This is a genomic window from Spirillospora sp. NPDC052242 (assembly GCF_040679555.1).
In the GTDB taxonomy this organism is placed as follows: domain Bacteria; phylum Actinomycetota; class Actinomycetes; order Streptosporangiales; family Streptosporangiaceae; genus Spirillospora.
This window is the reverse complement of record NZ_JBFAUZ010000067.1, coordinates 26020-45776: the sequence shown is the minus strand read 5'-3', so window position 1 is coordinate 45776 and position 19757 is coordinate 26020. Positions and strand designations below refer to the sequence as shown.

General features: G+C 76.6%; 18 protein-coding genes. 17 read left to right on the top strand and 1 reads right to left on the bottom strand.

Going from position 1 to position 19757, the window contains the following annotated elements:
- Window positions 1-92: 92 nt before the first annotated feature.
- The gene (locus tag AB0L25_RS37215) at window positions 93-440 is read right to left on the bottom strand and encodes a hypothetical protein (RefSeq protein ID WP_500177857.1); all 348 of its coding nucleotides are present in this window, start codon (window positions 438-440) and stop codon (window positions 93-95) included.
- 260 nt (window positions 441-700) lie between these two features.
- Here AB0L25_RS37215 and AB0L25_RS37210 point away from each other — a divergent pair, with 260 nt between their 5' ends.
- The 17 genes from AB0L25_RS37210 (at window position 701) to AB0L25_RS37130 (ending at window position 19733) form a co-directional block, all read left to right on the top strand.
- A complete protein-coding gene (locus AB0L25_RS37210; protein WP_500177856.1) occupies window positions 701-1702 on the top strand; it encodes a Gfo/Idh/MocA family oxidoreductase in 1002 nt (333 codons plus the stop codon).
- Window positions 1692-2564: a sugar phosphate isomerase/epimerase family protein gene (locus tag AB0L25_RS37205; RefSeq protein ID WP_500177855.1), complete on the top strand. Its 873-nt coding sequence runs from the start codon at window positions 1692-1694 to the stop codon at window positions 2562-2564. Before AB0L25_RS37210 ends, AB0L25_RS37205 begins: the two co-directional genes overlap by 11 nt.
- Window positions 2561-4003 carry a M20/M25/M40 family metallo-hydrolase gene (locus AB0L25_RS37200; RefSeq protein ID WP_500177854.1) on the top strand — a complete coding sequence of 481 codons (1443 nt, stop codon included), beginning with the start codon at window positions 2561-2563 and terminating at the stop codon, window positions 4001-4003. The genes AB0L25_RS37205 and AB0L25_RS37200 overlap by 4 nt, the downstream gene beginning before the upstream one ends.
- A gap of 5 nt (window positions 4004-4008) precedes the next feature.
- On the top strand, window positions 4009-5085 hold the full coding sequence (locus AB0L25_RS37195; protein WP_500177852.1) for an Ldh family oxidoreductase: 1077 nt from the start codon (window positions 4009-4011) through the stop codon (window positions 5083-5085).
- Window positions 5082-6014: a Gfo/Idh/MocA family protein gene (locus tag AB0L25_RS37190; RefSeq protein ID WP_500177850.1), complete on the top strand. Its 933-nt coding sequence runs from the start codon at window positions 5082-5084 to the stop codon at window positions 6012-6014. The genes AB0L25_RS37195 and AB0L25_RS37190 overlap by 4 nt, the downstream gene beginning before the upstream one ends.
- Entirely contained in the window at window positions 6011-6433 is a 423-nt protein-coding gene (locus AB0L25_RS37185; protein WP_500177848.1) for a DUF6917 domain-containing protein, read from the top strand. Before AB0L25_RS37190 ends, AB0L25_RS37185 begins: the two co-directional genes overlap by 4 nt.
- Window positions 6434-6682: 249 nt before the next feature.
- Entirely contained in the window at window positions 6683-7210 is a 528-nt protein-coding gene (locus tag AB0L25_RS37180) for an EF-hand domain-containing protein (RefSeq protein WP_500177847.1), read from the top strand.
- Window positions 7211-7374: 164 nt separating this feature from the next.
- On the top strand, window positions 7375-8547 hold the full coding sequence (locus AB0L25_RS37175) for a DegT/DnrJ/EryC1/StrS family aminotransferase (RefSeq protein ID WP_500177845.1): 1173 nt from the start codon (window positions 7375-7377) through the stop codon (window positions 8545-8547).
- Entirely contained in the window at window positions 8544-9830 is a 1287-nt protein-coding gene (locus AB0L25_RS37170) for a DegT/DnrJ/EryC1/StrS family aminotransferase (RefSeq protein ID WP_500177843.1), read from the top strand. Before AB0L25_RS37175 ends, AB0L25_RS37170 begins: the two co-directional genes overlap by 4 nt.
- Window positions 9830-10789: a UbiA family prenyltransferase gene (locus AB0L25_RS37165; protein ID WP_500177841.1), complete on the top strand. Its 960-nt coding sequence runs from the start codon at window positions 9830-9832 to the stop codon at window positions 10787-10789. The genes AB0L25_RS37170 and AB0L25_RS37165 overlap by 1 nt, the downstream gene beginning before the upstream one ends.
- The gene (locus AB0L25_RS37160) at window positions 10786-12183 is read left to right on the top strand and encodes a protoporphyrinogen/coproporphyrinogen oxidase (RefSeq protein WP_500177839.1); all 1398 of its coding nucleotides are present in this window, start codon (window positions 10786-10788) and stop codon (window positions 12181-12183) included. Before AB0L25_RS37165 ends, AB0L25_RS37160 begins: the two co-directional genes overlap by 4 nt.
- Window positions 12180-13787: a class I adenylate-forming enzyme family protein gene (locus AB0L25_RS37155; RefSeq protein WP_500177838.1), complete on the top strand. Its 1608-nt coding sequence runs from the start codon at window positions 12180-12182 to the stop codon at window positions 13785-13787. Before AB0L25_RS37160 ends, AB0L25_RS37155 begins: the two co-directional genes overlap by 4 nt.
- Window positions 13778-15409 carry a CoA transferase gene (locus tag AB0L25_RS37150; RefSeq protein ID WP_500177837.1) on the top strand — a complete coding sequence of 544 codons (1632 nt, stop codon included), beginning with the start codon at window positions 13778-13780 and terminating at the stop codon, window positions 15407-15409. The genes AB0L25_RS37155 and AB0L25_RS37150 overlap by 10 nt, the downstream gene beginning before the upstream one ends.
- On the top strand, window positions 15406-17085 hold the full coding sequence (locus tag AB0L25_RS37145; protein ID WP_500177835.1) for a class I adenylate-forming enzyme family protein: 1680 nt from the start codon (window positions 15406-15408) through the stop codon (window positions 17083-17085). Before AB0L25_RS37150 ends, AB0L25_RS37145 begins: the two co-directional genes overlap by 4 nt.
- Window positions 17082-17852, top strand: coding sequence for a class I SAM-dependent methyltransferase (locus AB0L25_RS37140; RefSeq protein ID WP_500177833.1), 771 nt, complete (start codon window positions 17082-17084; stop codon window positions 17850-17852). The genes AB0L25_RS37145 and AB0L25_RS37140 overlap by 4 nt, the downstream gene beginning before the upstream one ends.
- On the top strand, window positions 17849-18316 hold the full coding sequence (locus tag AB0L25_RS37135) for a carboxymuconolactone decarboxylase family protein (RefSeq protein WP_500177832.1): 468 nt from the start codon (window positions 17849-17851) through the stop codon (window positions 18314-18316). Before AB0L25_RS37140 ends, AB0L25_RS37135 begins: the two co-directional genes overlap by 4 nt.
- A 40-nt stretch (window positions 18317-18356) precedes the next feature.
- Window positions 18357-19733, top strand: coding sequence for a DUF2201 family putative metallopeptidase (locus AB0L25_RS37130; RefSeq protein ID WP_500177830.1), 1377 nt, complete (start codon window positions 18357-18359; stop codon window positions 19731-19733).
- Window positions 19734-19757: the final 24 nt, after the last annotated feature.

Sequence of the window (19757 nt, the reverse complement as noted above, 5' to 3'; positions counted from 1 at the left end):
GTGTGATCACGTCTCCTTGGTGGACGCACCGGACGGCGCCCGGGTTCGGTGCCGGTTCACCGCTCGTCCGCCCCGGGGGCGCCGGCTCGGGATCAGCCGACGCGGAAACTGCCGGTCGGGGACACGTGGGCCCCGTGACCTGGCGGAATGAAATTGAACGGCGGCGGGACGGGGGCCATGCACCAGGGATCGGTGAAGAACAGCAGCCGCCGGTCACTGTGATTGGCGACGACGTGCGCGCCGGGCGGGAACGATCGGCAGGTGGTCGACGCTGGGTATTCCCGCAGTTCAGTGCCCGCCCACGAAATTTCCGCGCCCTCGGTGACGAAGACGACGATCTTGCCTTCGGGCGGTGCGGGGGCGGCGCTCGCGGGGGACGCGACGGTGAGCAGACCGGCCGCCAGGGCGGTGGCGGCGGCGGCGCGTGCGGGTCGGGACATGGCGCTCCTCTGTCGTGGTCGGAGGGAACGGCGAGGGTGATGCCCGCGCCCGCCCGGATCATGGCACCCGGCAATTGAGTTGTCACTTGACGTAACAATCGCTGGTCAGAGAGGAAATCGTGGATCGCCGACAGGCTTTAACAAAGAGTCGTTGACTGTTCACTGTCCGTGAATTAGCTTGTGCCCCGGTGCCGGGACGCGCGTCCTTCCACCGCCCTTCAGGCGACCCACGAACGCACCGGAAAGGGCACTGACCTGCAATGTTGCACACCCTCATCGTCGGAATGGGCAGGGCGGGGCACCGGCTGCACCTGCCGTCGCTGGCCAAGGTCCGCGCCACCGCGCCCGGCCTGCTGGCCTCGGCACCGATCGTCGCGTTCGACCCGTTCCGTCCGCCGGTGGGCGCCGACCGCACGGTGACCGTCGGCACCCTGGAGGAGGCCGCCCGCTGCCACCCCCCGGCGCGGACGGTCGTGCACCTCTGCACGCCCCCGCACGTCCGGGCGGCGATGCTCGACCGGCTCGCCGGCCTCGGCTACCGCACGTTCGTCATCGAGAAGCCGCTGGCCGTGGACCTGATCGGGCTCGCCGCGATCGCCCGCATCCGGCGCCGCCACGGCCTCGACATCACCGTCGCCACCCACTGGCTCGACAGCGCCCTCACCCGCCGGCTCCGCGCGGCCGTCACCGGCGGACGCTTCGGGGACCTGCGCCGCGTCCGCGTCGTGCAGAACAAGCCGCGCTTCGCCCTCGGCGGCGGCGCCCGCACCCACCCGACCGCGTTCGACGTCGAGGTGCCGCACGCCCTCGCCGTCGCGCTCGCCCTCGCCGGCGACGCCCGCGTCGCCGGCGCCGCACTGGACGACCTCGTCATCGGCGACCGCCGCGTCCCCCGCCTCGGCCGCGCCCGGCTCCGGCTGGAGCACCGCTCGGGCGTCCGCACCGAAATCGACTCCGACCTCACCTCGCCCGTCCGCGAACGCCGCATCACCCTCGAGTTCGACGAGGGCGTCCTCGTCGGCCACTACCCGTGCAGCGACGCCGACCACACGGCCCAGCTCCGCACCGTGCGCCCCGGCGGCGAGGCGTCCTGGGCCGCCTTCGACGACGACGCCTTCCCCGCCTTCCTGCGCACCGCCTACGAGCGTTTCGCGACCGGGGCGCCCCACGGGACGCTGCCGCTGCAGGTCGACGCCGTCCGGCTGCTCGCCGAGGCGAAGCGCCGCTGCACCGCCGTGCCGGAGGTGCGCGGTGTCGGCTGACGTCCGGTTCGCCGGGATCGGCGACGAGGCCGCCCCCGACCTCGCGGGCCAGCTCGCCGCCCTCGCCGCCCTCGGCTGGCGCCGCCTCGAACTGCGCACCCTCGACGGCGTCCCCGTCGCCCGCCTCCCCGAGGACGACGTCCGCCGCACCGCCGACCGCCTGCGGGCCGCCGGCGTCGCGGTCGCCGGTGTCGCGTCCAAGATCGGCGACTGGTCGCGCCCCATCACGGGCGACTTCTCCCTCGACACCCGCGAACTCGACGCCCTCGCCACCCGGTGCGACCTCCTGGACACCCGGCTCGTCCGGATCATGTCGTACCCGTCCGGCGGGCTGGACGAGCCCGAGTGGGGCCGCCGCGCCCGCGCCCGGCTCCGCGACCTCGCGCGCCGCGCCGAGGACCGCGGCCTCGTGCTCGCCCACGAGAACTGCGCCGGCTGGGCGGGCGACCGCGCCGACCGCATGCTCGACCTCGTCACCGGCATCGGCAGCCCCGCCCTGCGCCTGCTGTTCGACACCGGCAACGGCGTCCCGCACGGCTACCCCGCGCCGCCGATGCTGCGCGCGATCGTCCCGTACGTCGCGCACGTCCACGTGAAGGACGCGATCCGCGCCCCGGACGGCGACGTCGCCTACGTCCCGCCCGGCGAGGGCGACGCCGGCGTCGCCGAGTGCCTCCGCATCCTGTTCGAGCACGGCTACGGCGGCGTCCTGTCGATCGAACCCCACGTGAGCCTGCGCCCCCACGCCCCGTCCCCCGGCCGCCCCGAACCCGCCACCTTCACCGACTGCGGCCGAGCCCTCGAACACCTCGTAGCCGCCGCCACCGCCGCCGCCGCCGCTGCCCCGAAGGCCCCCCGATGACCGCGCCCGTCCCGCCGCCGCCCCCCGACACCCCCGAGGCGGCCACGACCCCCGCCGACACCGGGTGCCCCGGTTCGGACGCCGTCCGGTCCGGGGTGCTTCACGGGGGTGAGCCGCTCGCGTTCGTGGGGTTGCCGCGCGGCGGGGCGTCCGGTTCGCCGGTGCCCTCGCCGCTCACCGGGGACGATCGGGACCTGCTGCTGCGGCTGCTGCGATGCCCGACGGCGGGGCCGCTCGAAGGGGGTGCGGGTACGGGGCTGCGGGCGGCGCAGGTCGCGTACGCGGAGCACGCGGCGCGGTTCGGGATGCGGGTGGTGCATCACGCGCCCGCGGGGATCGACGACGTGGAGCGGGGGCCGGTGCCCGCGGCGGTCCGGGACGCGATGGGCGATCCGGGGTTCCTGGCGGGGCAGCCGAACCTGGTGCTGCGGCTCGGACGGGACGGCGTTCCGACGGGGCGCACGGTGATGTTCAACGTGCACCTGGACACGGTCGCGGGGGTGCAGCCGGTCGGGTTCGACGGGGCGCGGTTCCGCGGGCGGGGGGCGATCGACGCGAAGGGGCCGGCGGTGGCGCTGCTCGCGGGGATCCGTGCGGCGCGCGCGAGCCGGCCGGCGATCGGGCGGGACGTGGCCGTGGTGGTGCAGGCGGTCGGCGGCGAGGAGGGCGGGGCCATGGGCGTGTTCGGCACCCGGCCGCTGGTGCAGGCGGGGCACACGGGACGGCTGAACGTGTTCTGCGAGCCCACCCGTGGGAGGTTCCTCGCCCGGTGCACGGCGTCGATGACGGCGCGGGTGGTCGTGGCGGGCGAGGACGCGATCGACGACCGTCCGGGCGAGGGGCACAACGCGAGCGTCCTGCTGGGGCATCTCGCGCAGTGGCTCGGGTCCGCGCTGGACCCGTACGCGGCGCAGGCGGCGGTGTGCGTGGCGGGCCTCGAGACGGGATCGCGGCACAACAAGGTGTACGGGTCGGGGTCGCTGCTGCTGAACCTCGCGTACGCGTCGATGGACGCGGGCCGCCGGATGGAGCGGGAGGTGGAGGCCGCCCTGCGGGAGGGCCTCGACGCGTTCGCGGCCCGGTTCGGCGACTCGATGCTGTTCGCGCGGACCGCGGCGGACGCGCACGCCGTGACGCGGCTGGAGTGGCGGAAGCGGGGCCTGCCCGTGCTGGACGATCGCAGCGCGTGGGGGCACGCGCTGCTGGAGCGCGCGGGGATCCCGCCGTGGCCGCCGGACGAGCCGGGGTTCACGTGCGACGCGATCTGGATGTCGCAGGTGCCGGGGGCGTGCACGGTCGTGCTGGGGCCCGGCGATCTCGCGGCGAACAACGCGCACGCCGAGGGGGAGTTCGCCGACGCCGCCGACCTGGCGGCGTTCGCGGGGGACGTCGCCCGCATTCTCATCGCCTTCACCGACGAGCCGAACGGAGCATCGTGACCTTGATGACCGCTGCCGCGAAACCGCGGGCCGGCGTCCGCGTGGACTACGCGGAACTCCTCGATTTCACCGCCGCGGTGTTCGCCGCGCACGGGGTGCCGCGCGAGCGGGCCCGCGCGGCGGCGCGGACGCTGTGCCACGGCGACGTCGCGGGCATGGAGTCGCACGGGCTGGCGAACCTGACCCGGCTGTACCTGCCGCTGTTCGCGGCCGGGCGGGTGGATCCGCGCGCGGAGCACCGGGTGGTGGACGACCGGGGCGCGCTGGTGCTGGTGGACGCGGGCCGGGCGCTGGGTCTGTGGTCGGCGTCGGCCGCGATGGACCTCGCGGCCGACCGCGCCGAGGAGCACGGGATCGGGATGGTGTCGGTGCGGGGCGCGACCCATTTCGGCTGCGCGGGGCCGCACGCGCTGCGGGCCGTGGAGCGGGGGATGGTGGGGCTGGTCGCGGCGAACTGCGGCGGGCAGCGGATCGCGCGGCCGCCGGGCGGCGCGGCGCCGATGCTCGGGACGAACCCGCTGAGCGTGGCGGCGCCCGCGGGGCCGCACCCGCCGTTCGTCCTGGACATGAGCACGACCGCCGCGCCGACGGGCCGGATCCGGCAGGCCGCGCGGGACGGGCGGACGGTCCCGGAGGGGCTGCTCGCGGACGACGCGGGCCGCCCGGTCACCGATCCGGCGCGGTTCGACGCGGGACGGGCGCACCTGCTGTGGCTCGGGGGGCGGCCGGGGCAGCACAAGGGGTTCGGGCTGGGCGTCGCGGTGGAGGTGCTGGCGGCGCTGGTGGCCGGGGCGGGGCTGGGCCCGCCGGGCGGGGGCCGCGACGACGACATCGGGTTCGCGGCCGTGGCGATCGCGCCGGGCCGGGCCGGGTTCGCGGCGGACGCGGGCGCCCTGTTCGGCGCCCTGCTGGACTGCCCGCCGGTCGATCCGGGCGCGCCCGTCCGCTATCCGGGCTGGCACGAGCACGAGCGGGCGCGGGAGCGGATGCGGGACGGCGTCCCGCTGGGCGGCGACCTGTACCGGGAGCTGTACGAGGTGGCGGTGCGCACGGGCGTCGCGGTTCCGGAGGTGCGGCGGTGAGGCCGCCGCTGCGGGTCGCGGTCGTCGGGCTCGGCGTGATCTCGCGGTTCTACCTGGCGGCGCTGCGGGACGCGCCGGACCTGCGGCTGGTCGCGGTGTGCGACGAGGATCCGCGGAAGGCGTTCGCGCACGGGGTGCCGGGCCACACCGACCATGTGCGGCTGCTGGAGGAGGAGCGGCCGGACGCCCTGGTGGTGACGGTGCCGAACGACGTGCATCACCGCATCTGCCGGGACGCGCTGGAGCAGGACGTCGCGGTGTGCGTGGAGAAGCCGCTGGCGTTGACGGCCGCGGAGGGCGCCGATCTGGAGGGGCTGGCCGAACGGCGGGACGTCCCGCTGTTCACGGCGTTCCACCGGCGGCACAACGCGGCGGTGGAGCGGCTGGCGCGGGAGTGCGCGGGCGCGCCGGTGGCGGAGGTGACGGTCCGGTACCTGGAGCGGATCGAGGAGCACGCGGGCGACGACGGCTGGTACCTGGACGCGCGGCGGTGCGGCGGCGGGTGCGTCGCGGACAACGGGCCGAACGCGTACGACCTCGTCCGGCTGCTGCTGGGCCCGGCGGAGGCGGTGTCGGCGCGGATCGAGCGGGACGCGGCGGGCACCGACCGGCGCGCCGACATCGCGCTGCGCGCGGGACCGGCGCGGGTGCGGGTGCTGCTGGACTGGTCGTATCCCGGCGAGCGCAAGGACGTGGAGGTCCGGCTGGCGGACGGGCGGGTGCTGCGCGCCGACATGCTCGACGGGCATCCGGGCTTCAAGGCGTCGCTGTGGCACGAGTACGAGGGGGTGCTGCGGGCGTTCGCGCGGTGCGTGCGGGGGCGGTCCGCGTACGACGGCGGGCTCGCGGCGCTGCGGTTCGTCGAGGACGCGTACCGGCTGGAGAAGACGCACCCGCTGGAGAAGACGCACGGGCTGGAGAAGGCGTGAACCCGGACGAGGACGGCGCGAAACGCGAGGTGCACGGGACGCTCGTGAAGGTGCTGACGCACCACCGGACGGAGCGGGGGATGCGGCTGGAGCCGTTCGCGAGCCGGTGCGTGCGGGCGGGCGAGGTGCACGAGCTGGTGGCGACCGACCACGCGGAGACGGCGGCGGGCGCCCGGATCGACCGGGTCGCGTTCCTCGGGTTCGCGGAGATCGGCGCGGCGGGGGTGCTGGACCGCGGGGACGTCCTGTGGATCGGCCACCGCCGGATCGGGGTGCTGCTCGGCTTCGACGGCTGCCATCTGCCGAACCACTACAACGTCCTGGTGCGGGCCGATCCGGGGCCGCTTCGGGCCGGCGGGGAGCTGGGGCTGGCGCCGGAGGAACGGCTCGTGTTCCGCCAGGGCGCTCCGCCCCGCTGATCTCGCCGACGTTTTAGGAAAATGACCGGATTCGCCAATGAGTCGGCGGTCGCATGCCCAAATTAAATAGTCGTCCGCGGTGATGTCGAATTCGATGGAGGGGTATGCGGGTCTTACCTTCTCCGCATGGTTCGGACGAGCCCGATTAGGCAATCTCAGTGGTGTGGGGTCGGGAGTTCGATTCGCCCCCTGAAAAACACCCGATTCGACCACCGGCATCCAGCGCGAGGATGCAGAAAGGAACGTCCAATGGTCATGGCCACGAAGCAGGAGAACCGGCTCGAGGAGCGGTTCCGGCTCTGGGACAACAACGGCAACGGCACCATCGAGCGCGCCGACTTCGAGCGCGAGGCGGACGAGATCATCGCCCGGCTCGGCGCGCAGGGCACCCCGGCGGCGGACGAGCTCAAGGACGCCTACCTCGGCATGTTCGACCGGCTCTCGGCGGCGGCCGGGTCCGACAAGATGAGCCGGCCCCAGTTCCTGGAGGCCGCGGAGCAGGAGATCATCGGCAAGGGCGACGCGGGGTTCGCCGAGGTCGTGAAGCCGACGATCCAGGCGATCGTCAACGTCCTCGACAAGACCGGCGACGGCGAGGTGTCCCCGGCGGAGATGCACGGCTGGTTCGCCGCGATCGGGCTGAGCCCCGAGGTGGCCGACACCGCGTTCCGCCAGCTCGACGCCGACAACAGCGGGAAGCTGTCGGTGGACGAGCTGGTGGACGCGGTGCGCGACTACCACCTCGGCCGCAACGACATCCCGCTGCTCGGCCGCTGACCGGCCGTCCCGGCCGCCGGGGCCGCCCCCGGCCCGGGCCGTCCCGGAAATGACGGACCGTCCGGGAGGGCGCCGCACCGGAATCCCCGTCACGGCCTCCGGTGCCGGTGCTCTCCCGGACGGTTCCGCCGCCGACCACGAACGTGCGGGGAAACGTGCGAACAATGACCGGCCAGACGATTCCGTTCTTCACCCAGGCGGCGACGTTCGACGCCGAATGGGACGGCATCCGACGACATCTGAACGACGTTCTCGACAATGGTAAGTTCTCGCACGGCGCGAAGGTCGCCGAACTCGAGCGGGCCCTCGAGGCGTGGACCGGCGCCCGGCACGTCGCGGCCGTCAACTCCGGGACGGACGCGCTGGTGCTGCTGCTGCGGGCCGCCGGGCTCCGGCCGGGCGACGAGGTGATCGTCCCCGCGTACTCGTTCGTCGCGACGGCGACGTCCGTGGTGCTCGCCGGGGGCGTCCCGGTGTTCGCCGACATCGAGGAACGCGGCGGGTACGGGATCGATCCGGCGTCGGCGGACGCCCGGGTCACCCCCCGCACCCGGATGATCATGCCCGTCCACCTGTTCGACCGGCCCGCCGACATGCGCGGCGTCGCGGAGGTGGCGCGGCGGCACGGGCTGACCGTCGTGGAGGACAGCGCCGAGGCGGTCGGCATGCGGGTGGACGGCGCGCACGCCGGGCTGCTCGGCGCGGGCGGCGCGCTGTCGTTCTTCCCCGCGAAGACGCTCGGCGCGATCGGCGACGCGGGCGCCGTCCTCACCGACGACGACGCCGTCGCCGAGACCGTCCGGATGCTGCGGCACCACGGGCGCGGCGGGCGGACGCTCGGCGACTTCGCCGGCATCGCGAACGCCACGGTGCTGCCGGGCCGCAACAGCAAGATGGACGACGTGCAGGCGGCGGTCCTGCTCGGCAAGCTCGGCCGGCTCGACGCCGACATCGCGCGGCGCGCCGAACTGTCCGCCCGCTACGACGCCCGGCTGCGGGACGTGCCGGGCGTGCGGCGGTCGCCGGGGGACGCGCCGCCGCACCCCGGCACGGGACGGGTCGTGTACGTGCACCTGATCGAGGTCGACGACCGCGACGCGCTCGCCGCGCACCTCGCCGCCCGCGGCATCGGCACCGAGGTGTACTACCCGCGCCCGCTGCACCTCCAGCCGTGCTTCGCCCATCTCGGCCACCGCACCGGCGACTTCCCCCGCGCGGAGGCGGCGTGCGCCGCCGCCCTCGCGCTCCCGCTGTACCCCGACCTGCCCGACGCGCACGCCGACCGGGTGTGCGACGAGATCGAACGCTTCTACGCCGGAAGGAGCCGGGCCCGGTGACCGCCCCGCCCCTCGACGAGCCCACCGACGCGACCGCCGCGACGATCCCGTTCTTCCCGCCCGACCTGTTCGACGGCGACCGGGAGGCGCTGCTGGACGCCGTCCGCGCCGTCGGCACCGGGCCCGAGCAGAAGTTCATCCTCGGCGAGCACACCGCCCGCCTGGAGCGCGCGCTCCGCGACCGCCTCGGCTCCGGCACCGCCGACGTCGTGGCCTGTTCGAGCGGCACGTCCGGCCTGTCGCTGCTGCTCGCGGCGCTGGACGTCGGGCCCGGCGACGAGGTCGTGGTGCCCGCGTTCGGCTGCGCGCCGCTCGCCGCGACCGTCCTGGACGCCGGCGCCCGCCCGGTGTTCGCCGACATCGACCCGGTCCGGCTGACGATCGACCCGGCCGCCGCCGAGGCGCTGATCGGGCCGCGCACGAAGGCGCTGATGCCCGCCCACATGTTCTCCCGGATGGCGGACATGCCCGCGTTCCGCGCCCTCGCCGACCGGCACGGGCTGCCGCTCGTCGAGGACGCGGCGCTCGCGCAGGGCGGCACGCTGGCGGGACGCCCGGCGGGCTGCTGGGGCGACGCCGCGGTGTACTCGTTCGTCCAGGTCAAGACGTTCGGGATGCCGGGGGAGGGCGGCGTCGTCCTCACCCGCGACGCCGCGCTGGGCCGGGCCGTCCGGATGCTGCGCAACCACGGGCAGGACGGCGTGCACCGGTTCGTCCACCACCGCGTCGGTCTCAACGGCGTCGGCTTCAACAGCCGGTTCGACGAGGTGATGGCCCTCTTCCAGCTGCACCGGCTGCCCGGACTGGACGGGCGGCTGGCGCGGCGCGCGGAGATCTCCGCGTACTACTCGCGGCGGTTCGCGCCGCTCGCCGCCCGGGGCCTGGCCGCGCCGCCGGTCGGCGGCGACGGCCGCTTCCACTACGTGTACACGGTCCTCACCGAGCGGCGCGACGAGCTGCGCGCCCACCTGGCCGAGCGGGGGATCGCGGCGCACGTCTACTACCCGCGCCCGCTCCCCGCCCAGCCCGCGTTCGCCCCGCACGCGGCGCGCACCGGGCCCGGCGCGGCGTGGCCGAACGCCGAGTCCGCCGCCCGCCGCACCATCTCGCTGCCGCTGTACCCGCACCTGACCGACGCCCAGGCGGAGCGCATCGCGGACGCCGTCTGCGAGTTCGCCGACACCCGCCTCCCCGCCGCGCCCCCGCCCCACGCTCCGCCCCACGCTCCGCCCGACGTTCCGCCCGACGTTCCGTCCGACCTCCACCCGAACCGGGAGCGGTGATGACGCACCAGACGACCCTCGCCCGGACGGGCGCGTCCGGTACCGGCGGCCTCGCCGCCTACGCGCGCCTGGCCAAGCTCGACATCTTCGACTACTACCTCGGCCTGCTGCTGGTGTGGGCGCTGCTCGCCCCGGCCGTCCGCTGGGACGGCGGGACGTTCGGGCTGCTCGGCCTCGTGCTGATCGCGGAGGTCGTCGTCGTGGCCGCCATGGTCGGCTTCGACGACATCACCGGGTTCCGCGACGGCAGCGACGCCGCGAACTACGGGTCGGACGCCGCGCGGCGCCGCCTGCACCGCAAACCGCTGGTCGCGGGGACGCTCACCGAGGGGCAGGCGCTGCGGTTCGCGTGGTCTGCGACGGTGGCCGGCGCGCTGCTGTGGGCGGTGAGCGTCGCGGCGGCCCCGCACCGCCCGCTGTGGGCGATCGCGCTCGCGGCGGTGTGCGTCGCCGCGTCCGTGCAGTACTCGTGGGGGTTGAAGCTCAGCTACCGCGGCTTCCAGGAGATCTTCCTGATCGGGCTCGGCATCGGCTGGACGCTCGTCCCGTACGCGCTGCTGACGGGCGCCGCGTCCGGGTTCGTCATCGTGCAGGCCGTCGTGTTCGGGGCGGGGCCGATGCTGTTCGGGCTCTACTCGAACACCAACGACGCGGACGGCGACCGGGACGCGGGCCGCGTCACCGTCGCGACGCTCGTGTCCGCGCGGACGCACCGCGCGTTCGTCGCCGCGATGACCGCCGCGCAGGTGGCGCTGATCGTGGGGTCGGCGTTGGCCGGGCCGGCGCCGTGGTGGTTCCCGGTCGTGCTCCTGCCCGTCGTGGCGATGCGGCTAACGCACCTCGTCATCGGGTTCCGGGGCGACATCCTGCGGGCCCGCCGCATCGCCATCCACGCCCACCGCGTCACCGTGATCCTGCTGGTGGCGGCGAACCTGGCGGCCACCGGGATCGCGTCATGACCGACCTCGACGTCGCCGTCGTCGGCGCGGGCCCCGCCGGGCTGGCCGCCGCGCACGCGCTCGCCGAGGCGGGCCGGACCGTCCGGGTGTTCGAGGCCGCGGACGCCGTCGGCGGGCGGATGCGGACGGTCCGCGAGCACGGCTGCCTGATCGACATCGGCGCCGAGATGTTCCCCGGGCCGCCCGCGTACCCGGCGACGTGGCGGCTGATCTCCGCGCTCGGCCTGGACGCCGACCCGGACGCCGTCCCGAAGGTCCCCGACGCGCTCGCCGTGTGGCGCGGCGGCCGCACCCGCCCGCACGTCGGCCGCCCCCTCGGGCTGCTGACCGGCGCGGGCCTGCCGCTCCGCGCGCGCCTCGACCTGGTGCGGCTGCAGGTGCGGCTCGCCCGGCTCGGCGACCTCGACCCGCAGCGTCCCGAGCACACCTCCCTCGGCACGGCCACGATCGCCGAACTCGTCCGGCCTTACCATCCCGACCTGCGCGACTACCTCGTGCATCCGCTCGTCGGCGGGTTCTTCGGCTGGGACCCCGAACGCTCCGCCGCCGCCCCGTTCGCCGCGCACCTGGCGTCGTCCGGCGGCTCCGGCGGCTGGCACACCTACCGCGACGGGATGGACGCCCTGGCCCGCGCGCTCGCCGCCCGCCTCGACGTCGTCACCGGCCACCCGGTCACGCGGGTGACGGACGGGCCGGGCGCCGTCCGGGTCGAGTCGCCGCGCGGGACCGTGACGGCCCGCGCCGCGGTCCTCGCCGTGCCCGCGCCCGTCGCCGCCCGGCTGCACCCGGACGCCCCGGCCGCCGTCCGCGAGTACCTGCGGGCCTGCGGCTACGCGCCGATGCTCCGCGTCAGCCTCGTCCTGGACCGTCCGCTCGCGCCGCGCGGCACCCGCCCCCGGTTCGCCACGCTCGTCCCCGACGCGGCGGACCCGCTGCTCGGCGCCGTCACCGCCGACCACCACAAGCACCCCGGGCGGGCGCCCGGCGGGCGCGGGCTGCTGTCGCTCATCACGTCGCCGCGCGGCACCGCCGAACTCGTCGGCGCGCCCGACGACGCCGTGGTGAACCGGCTGCTCGCCCGCGCCGAACGGTTCGTCCCCGGCGTGTCCCGGCACGTGCGGCACGTCCGGGTGTCGCGGTTCCGGTACGGGCTGCCGGAGGCGACGCCGCGCGCGCTTCGGCTCCGCGCCGGGTTCGCCCGCCGCCCCGCCGCGGCCGTCGAGTACGCGGGCGACTGGACGGTGCTGCGCCCCTGCAGCGAGGGCGCCGTCGCGTCCGGCGGGACGGCCGCCGCGCGCGTCGCCGCGCACCTCGACGGCCGCGCCGCCCCGGACTCCGGCGCCCCGGCCCCCGACGCCTTAACCCCCGACCCGATCCCGGAGGTGAGCCGATGATCCCGTTCGGCCGACGCATCGAACTGGGCACGCTGTTCGACGACCTCGCCGCGCGGGGCCGCCCGACGACCGTGCACCTGAGCCGTCCGCTCGACATCGCGCCCGGCCTCGGCACCGTCCACGGCCTGCCCGCCCTCGCCGGGCTGGTGCGGGACGCCGCCGGCTGGCTCGCCGCCGCCGGCGCCGGGCGCGGCGACCGCATCGCGATCGCCAAGCGCGACCACTGGGACACGGTGCTGCTGTGCTGCGCCGCCGCCCGCATCGGCGCCGTCCCCGCGCCGCTGTCCGCGCACCTGGACGCCGACGCGCTCGACACCCTGCTCAAGCGGCTCGACCCGGCGCTGCTCGTCACCGACGCGGCGCGCCTCGCCGCGAGCCGGTCGGCGGGCCGCGCGCCCGAGTCGTTCGCCGCCCGCACGCTCGTCCTCGACGGCCGGGCCGCCGGGGCGCTCACCCTCGACGACGTCCGCGGCGCGCCCGCCCCCGCCCCCTACCGCCCGCCCGTCGACCACCCGCTGGCGATCATGCACACGTCCGGCACCACCGGCGTCCCGAAGCTCGTCGCGCACACCACCCGGACGCTGCTGCGCCGCCTCGCCGGGTTCGAGGCGCACCGCTGGCCGCTGCTGTCCGCCCGCCCCGACGACGTCGTCGCCGGATCGTTCTCGTTCGTCCACGGCCGCGCCCTCGCCTGGACGGCCGTCGCGCTCACCCACGGCCCCCGCGAACTCCTCGCGATCCCCGGCTCCCGCTGGGACGAGGCCGGGCCGCTCCTCGACCGGCACCGGCCCACCGTCGTCGAGGCCCAGCCCGCCGCGTTCGTCCGCTGGCGGTCCCGGGCCCGGACCGGCGACGACCACCCGTTCGACCGCGTGCGGCTCTTCATCAGCACGTTCGACGCCGTGCACCCGCCGACCGTCCGGACGTTCCTGGCCGCGACGCGGCACCCGCGGCCCGTCTGGCTGCAGGGCTGGGGGCAGAGCGAGACCGGCCCGCTCACCTTCCGGTTCCTCACCCGCCGCGCCCTCGCCGCCGAACGCGAACGGCACCCCACCACCCGCGACCTCGGCCGTCCCGTCCCCGGCCGCACCCGGCTGCGCGTCCTCGACCGCACCACCCTGCGGCCCGTCCCGCGTGGCACCCCCGGCCTCGTCGTCTGCGCCACCCGGGCGCTCGCCGACGGGTACGTCGGCGAACGGGCCCGGTTCGAGCGCAAGCGCGCCGGCCGCTGGTTCATGACCGGCGACATCGGCGCCCTCACCCGCGACGGCCGCCTCCTCCTGCTCGACCGGGAGGCCGACGCCGTCCCCGAGGGCGCCACCGAACTCGAGGACGTCATCGAGGACCGGCTGCCCGACGTCGTCGAATGCGTCGTGCTCAGCGTCCCCGGCCGCCCGTCGCAGCCCGTCGCCGTCACCGAGTGCGGCGCCCTCGACCCCGCCGACTGGCGCGCCGCGACCGCCGACCTGCCCGACCTCGCCGAACCCGCCGTGCTGACCTGGGACGAGATACCGCGCACCGGCACCGGCAAGGTGCGGCGCGCGGCGCTGCGCGAGCGGCTCGGCCTCACCCCCGACACCTACGGGACGGGCCGATGGACGTGACGCGCCCCCTCGCCGGGACGACCGTCCGCGCGTCCGGCGACACCCTCCCGCTGCGCGTCGCCGCGGCCCGGCTGCGCGCCCTCGGCTGCACGGTCGAGCACGCCCCGGCCGCCCCGCCGGACGCGCCCGCCGGACGGCTCGCCGCCGTCCGCACCCCGTTCGGCGGCGCCCTCCCCGAATGCCGCATCGGCTGGTCCGGGCCCGTGCCCGTGCCGATGCGCGGCGAGCACGACGTGCAGGCCGCCTGCGGCATCATGCAGGTCCACGGCCGCGCCACCGGCGGCCCCCGCGTCCTGCCCGTCGACTTCGCGTCCGCCTGCGCGGGCGTCCTCGCCGCGCAGGCGTTCACCGCCGCCGCCCTCGCCGCCCTGCACGGCCGGACGGACGTCGCCGCGACCACGTCCGTCGCGCAGGCGGCGGCGCTCGCGCTCACCCAGTACGTCGCGGTCGCGACCGCCGAACCCGGCGCGGGACGTCCCGCCGAGCCGACCGGCGACGCCGAACGCACCCCGCCGTTCCGCTCGTCCGACGGCGTCGCGTTCGAGCTCGAGACCTTCGACGCCGAACGGTGGCTCTGGTTCTGGTCCGCGCTCGGCGCCGCCCGGGCCGCGATCGTCCACGGCTGGCCCCCGTTCCAGCAGCGCTTCGCCACCGCGACCTGCACGCTCCCCCCGGACCTCGCGAAGGCCGCGGGCGAGCACGAGTACCGCGCCGTCCGCGACGCCGCCGACGCCGCGGGCGTCGGCGTCCTGCCCGTCCGCCCGGCGACCGTGCCGCCGCCGCCCGCCCCGGCGTCCCCGTGGCGCCTGCACGCCGTCACGCCCCCCGCCGCGCCGCCCGCCCCGCCGCCCGCCGGGCCCGGCCCCCTCGCGGGCCTCCGCGTCGTCGAGTCGACGAACCGGGTGCAGGGCCCGCTCGCCGGGCACCTCCTCGCGCTCCTCGGCGCCGACGTCGTCCGGCTCGAACCGCCCGGCGGCGACCCGCTGCGCGGCGTCCCGCCCCTGTCCGGCGACCGCTCCGCCCGCTTCCTCGCCCTCAACCGCGGCAAGTCCGCCGTCGAGGCCGACCTCAAGACCGCCGCCGGGCGCGGCACGGCCCTCCGGCTCGCCGCGTCCGCCGACGCGTTCCTGCAGAACTGGCCGCCGGGCCGCGCCGCCCGCTTCCGCCTCGACGCCGCCGACCTCGCGGCCGTCCGCCCGTCCCTCGTGTACGCGCACGCCGGCGGCTGGGCCGACGCCCTGCCCGCGCCGCAGCCGATGGGCACCGACTACCTCGTGCAGGCCCACTCGGGCGTCGCCGCGCTCGTGTCCGGCCCCACCCTCCTGACGATCACGGACGTGCTCGGCGCCCTCATCGCCGCCGAGGGCACCGTCGCCGCCCTCCTCGCCCGCGCCCGCACCGGCGCGGGCGTCCGCGCCGCGACCGCGCTGATCGACGCCGCGCGCCTGCTCCGCACCGTCGTCCACACCCCTGTGGACGGCGCCCCGCGCGCGCCCGTCGTGACCGACCTCGCCGCGATGGCCGCCGACCCCGCCTACGCGGCCCTCTTCGAGACCGACGGCACCGCCTCCTACAGCCGAGCCCCATGGACCTTCGACCACCCCAGGGAGCCCCGCCCATGACCCCCGCCACCCCAACCCGCCCCGACACCCCCGAGTCCCGTGTGTGGAGGTCGGGGAACGGGGTCGTGCTCGCCGATCTCGTGCCCGCCGGGTTGCGGGCGGAGTGGGTCGCGCGGGGCGTGTGCCCCGGGCGCGACCTCTACACGCTGTTCCGCGAGCGGGTGCGGGACGCGCCCGGGCGGGACGCCGTCGTGGACGACGCGGGCGCGCTGAGCTACGCCGAGCTGGACGGGCGCGTGCGGCGGGCGGCCGCGGCGCTCGCCGCGGGCGGGCACGGCGCCGCCGACATCATCGCCGTGCTGCTGCCGAACGGGCGGGACGCGGTCGTCGCCGAGCTGGCGGTGGCGGCGATCGGGGCGGTCGCGCTGGCGATCCCGCACACGCGGGGGCCGCGCGACGTCGCGCGGCTGCTGGAGCTGTCGCGGGCCGCCGCGCTCGTCACCGTCCCCGGGATGATCGACGCGGTCGACGTCCCGGCCGGCACCCGGGTGTGGACGCCGCACCGCCGGATCGACGGGTCCGGCGCGGGGGCGCGGTCGCTCGACGACGCGGGCGCCGCGGACGTCCGGGACTGGCGGCCCGCGCGGCCGGACGCCGAGGCCCCGGCGCGGCTGCTCGTGTCGTCGGGGTCGGAGTCGGCGCCGAAGATGGTCGCGTACTCGCACAACGCGATGGCGGGCGGGCGCGGCAACTACGTGGCGGCGCTCGGCGGCGGCGCGCCGATGCGGGCGCTGCTGCTGGTCTCGCTGGCCTCCGCGTACGGGTCGCTCGGCACGTCGGTGATCCTCGCGCGGCTCGGCGGCACGCTCGTCCTGCTGCCCCGGTTCGACGCCGCGGCCGCGCTGCGCGCCGTCGAGCTGCACCGGCCGACGCACCTGTTCGGCGTCCCGACGATGCTGTGGCGGATGACGGAGGCGGAGACCGAGGCGGACGTGTCGTCGCTGCGGGCCGTCGTGTCCAGCGCGGGCCCGGTGCACGGGCACGTGGTGGAGGCGTGCACGCGCCGGTTCGGGATCGCGCCCGTCAACATCTACGGGTCGAGCGACGGCGTCAACTGCCACACCGGGCGCGTTCCGGGCGGGTGGCGGCCGGGGCTCGCGGGCGTGCCCGACCCGGACGTCGCGGAGATCAGCGTCCGCGACCCGGAGGGGCGGCCGCTGCCGCCGGGGGAGGCGGGGGAGATCTGGGCGCTCGGCCCGATGACCCCGCTCTGCTACGTCGCGGCGCCCGAGCTGGACGCGCGGCACCGCGCCCCCGGCGGGTGGGTGCGCAGCGGCGACCTCGGCCGCCTCGACCCGGACGGGACGCTCTGGGTGCTCGACCGGCTGAAACGCGTCGTCATCCGCGGCGGCGTCGGCCTGTCCCCGGCGGAGGTGGAGCGGGAGCTGAGCTCCCATCCGGGCGTCGCCGACGTGCACTGCGTGCCGGTGCGGGACCGCGACCTCGGCGAGCGGATGTGCGCGTGCGTGGCGCCGCCGCGCGGGACGCCGCCGCCGACGCCCGCCGCGATGCTCGACCACCTGCGGGAACGCGGCCTCGACAAGCGGCGGCTCCCGGAACGGTTCCTCGTGCTGGACGAGCTGCCGCTCGGGCCCACGGGCAAGGTGTGCGCCGCGACGCTCGCCCGGCTCGCCGCCGCGTCCGCCGTGCCCGCCGACGCCGGGAGCGGCCGGTGAGCGCGGTGGCGGTCGGCGCCCGCGAGCGGCACCGCCTGCTGGGCGAGGCGTACGACCCGATGACCGTGGACAACCTCGCCCGGACGGGCGTCGGGCCCGGCTGGCGGTGCCTGGAGGTCGGCGCGGGCGACGGGGGCGTCGCCGCGTGGCTGGACCGGCGGGTCGCGCCCGGCGGGCGGGTGGACGCCACCGACGTGCGTCCCGACCCGCAGGCCGCGGGCCCGCCGGTGGCGCGGCACGACATCGTCCGGGACCCGCTGCCGGACGGCGGGTACGACCTCGTGCACGCGCGGCTGGTGCTGCGGCTGCTGCCCGAACGCGACCGCGTGCTCGGCCGGCTCGTCCGCGCGCTCCGGCCGGGCGGCGTCCTGCAGCTCGACGAGTTCGACGCGTCGGCCGCGCCCGCGCTGCGCGTCCCGAGCCCGGCGGCGCGGGAGCTGTACGACGCGTTCACCGCGGCGAAGAACCGGCTGATGGCCCGGGCCGGGGTGGACGTCGCGTTCGGGCGGCGCGCGGTGCGCGCGATGGTCGCGGCGGGGTTCACCGAGGTCGTCGCCCGGTCGCGGGTGGAGGTGTGGGACGCCGAGTCGCCGGGCCTGCGGCTCCTCGCGCACCACTCGCGGCATCTGCGGGACGGGCTCGTCCGGGAGGGCATGACGCCCGCGCGGCTCGACGAGGTGCGGGAGCTGCTGGCCGACCCGCGCTTCCGCGCCCGCTCCTACACCATGTACTCCGTCCAGGGCCGGCGCCCGCGGGAGGTTCGATGACGACGCAAGCGAACGGTGCGCACACGCGGGGCGGGCGGCGGTTCGACGTCCGCGCCGCCGCACCCGAGGCGCACGCCGCGATGGCCGCCTTCGACACCGCTGCGGGCGCCGGGCTCGACCCGTCGCTCGCCGAACTGGTCCGCGTCCGCGCGTCCCAGCTCAACGGCTGCGGGATGTGCCTGGCGATGCACACCGAGGCCGCGCGCCGGTTCGGGGAGGACGAGCGCCGCCTGCGGGCGCTCGCGTCCTGGCGGGGCAGCCCGCTGTTCAGCCACGCCGAGCGGGCGGCGCTGGCGCTGACGGAGGCGATGACGGCGGTCGGGGACGGGATCCCGGAGCGGGTGCTCGACGCGGTCCGCGACCACTTCGACGACGCGCGGCTGGCGCACCTGATGTGGACGATCGCCGCGATCAACGCGTGGAACCGGGTGGGCGTCGCGGCGGCGGCGATGGCGACGCCCTAATTGCGTGGAGAACGCGGGGGATCGGCGGGAAAGTGGGGGTGTGGCTTACGGGGACACCGGACGGACGAGGGCGGTGCGCGCGCCGGAGATCGAGCTCACCGACCGGCGCGCGCTGGAGCGGTGGGCGCCCGCCGACCCGGCGGTCGTGGACGAGGCGCGGCGGCTGAAGGAACGCGCGCTGCTGGACCTCGGGATGACGCACAGCGCCGTCGCGTCCTGGCTGTACAGCAAGTGCCACCACCAGATCGCGACGACGGCGGTCGGCACGGCGGCGGTGGTGGCGGCGGGCGACGGGTCGTGCCTGCTGCTCTACAACCCGGGGTTCTTCACCGGCATCGGCGTCGAGGGCGTCCGGTTCGTCCTGTTCCATGAGGCGCGGCACGTCGTCCAGCGGCACCTGTTCGCCGACCCCGACCTGCGGGCCGACCCGGTGTTCACGCTCGCCTGCGAGGTCACCGTGAACCACGTGGCGCTGGCCAGGCTCGGCGGCGGGCTGCCCGAGCTGGACGGGCGCCCGGTCGGGATCTCGCCTCGGAGCGTGTACGGGGCGTACGCCGAGGACCTGCGCGGGCAGGGCCTCCGGCCGCTCGGCTACGACGCGTGGATCGACACCGACATGAGCGTCTACCGGGAGCTGCGGCGGATGCGGAACCCGCCCGGCGTCGGCCACGCCGGCTGCGTCCACGTGCTGCTGGACGTGCTCGACCAGGAGACCGTCGACCGGATCGGCGCCGACGTCCTGCGCAGCGTCCTCGTCGCGGCGAGGCGCGGCGACCGCACCGCCCGCGACGAGCTGCTCGAACTGCTGCGGCGCACCGAGGGCGCCGGGGAGCGCACCGACCGGCTCTGGGGCGACCTCGGCGCGCACGCGCTGCGCGGGCGGACGTCGGCGACGCGGCGGGTCGACTGGTGGCAGCGCTGGCTCGTGGACGTGCTCGGCTCGCGGCTCGCGGAGGGCGAGCGGCTCGTCTACCCGAAGAAGCGCGGCGCGCTGCTGGCCGCGCTCGGGCACGAGCCGATGCTCGCGCGGCGCGGGCCGCAGCGGCTGAAGACGCTCGTCATCGCGCTCGACACGTCCGGGTCGATGCCGGACGGCGTGGTCGAGTGGCTGAGCGCGCTCGTCGGCCGCATCGACGGGGTGGAGGCCGACTGGGTCGCGTTCGACGCGACCGTGAAGCCGTTCGTGCCCGGCGAGCCGCTGCGCGGCGGCGGCGGGACGAGCTTCAAGGCCGTCCAGGCGTACGCGGAGAGCCGGGACGACCCGGTGGACGCCGTCGTCGTCGTCACCGACGGGCACGCCGAGCACATCGCCCCCGCGGAACCCGGCAAGTGGATCTGGCTGATCACGCCCGGCGGCCACGACTGGCCCGAGCACCGCGACCCGCCCATGGCCTGCCACCGGGTCGAACCCGTCTGATCACGCTTGATCGGGAAATTGGCT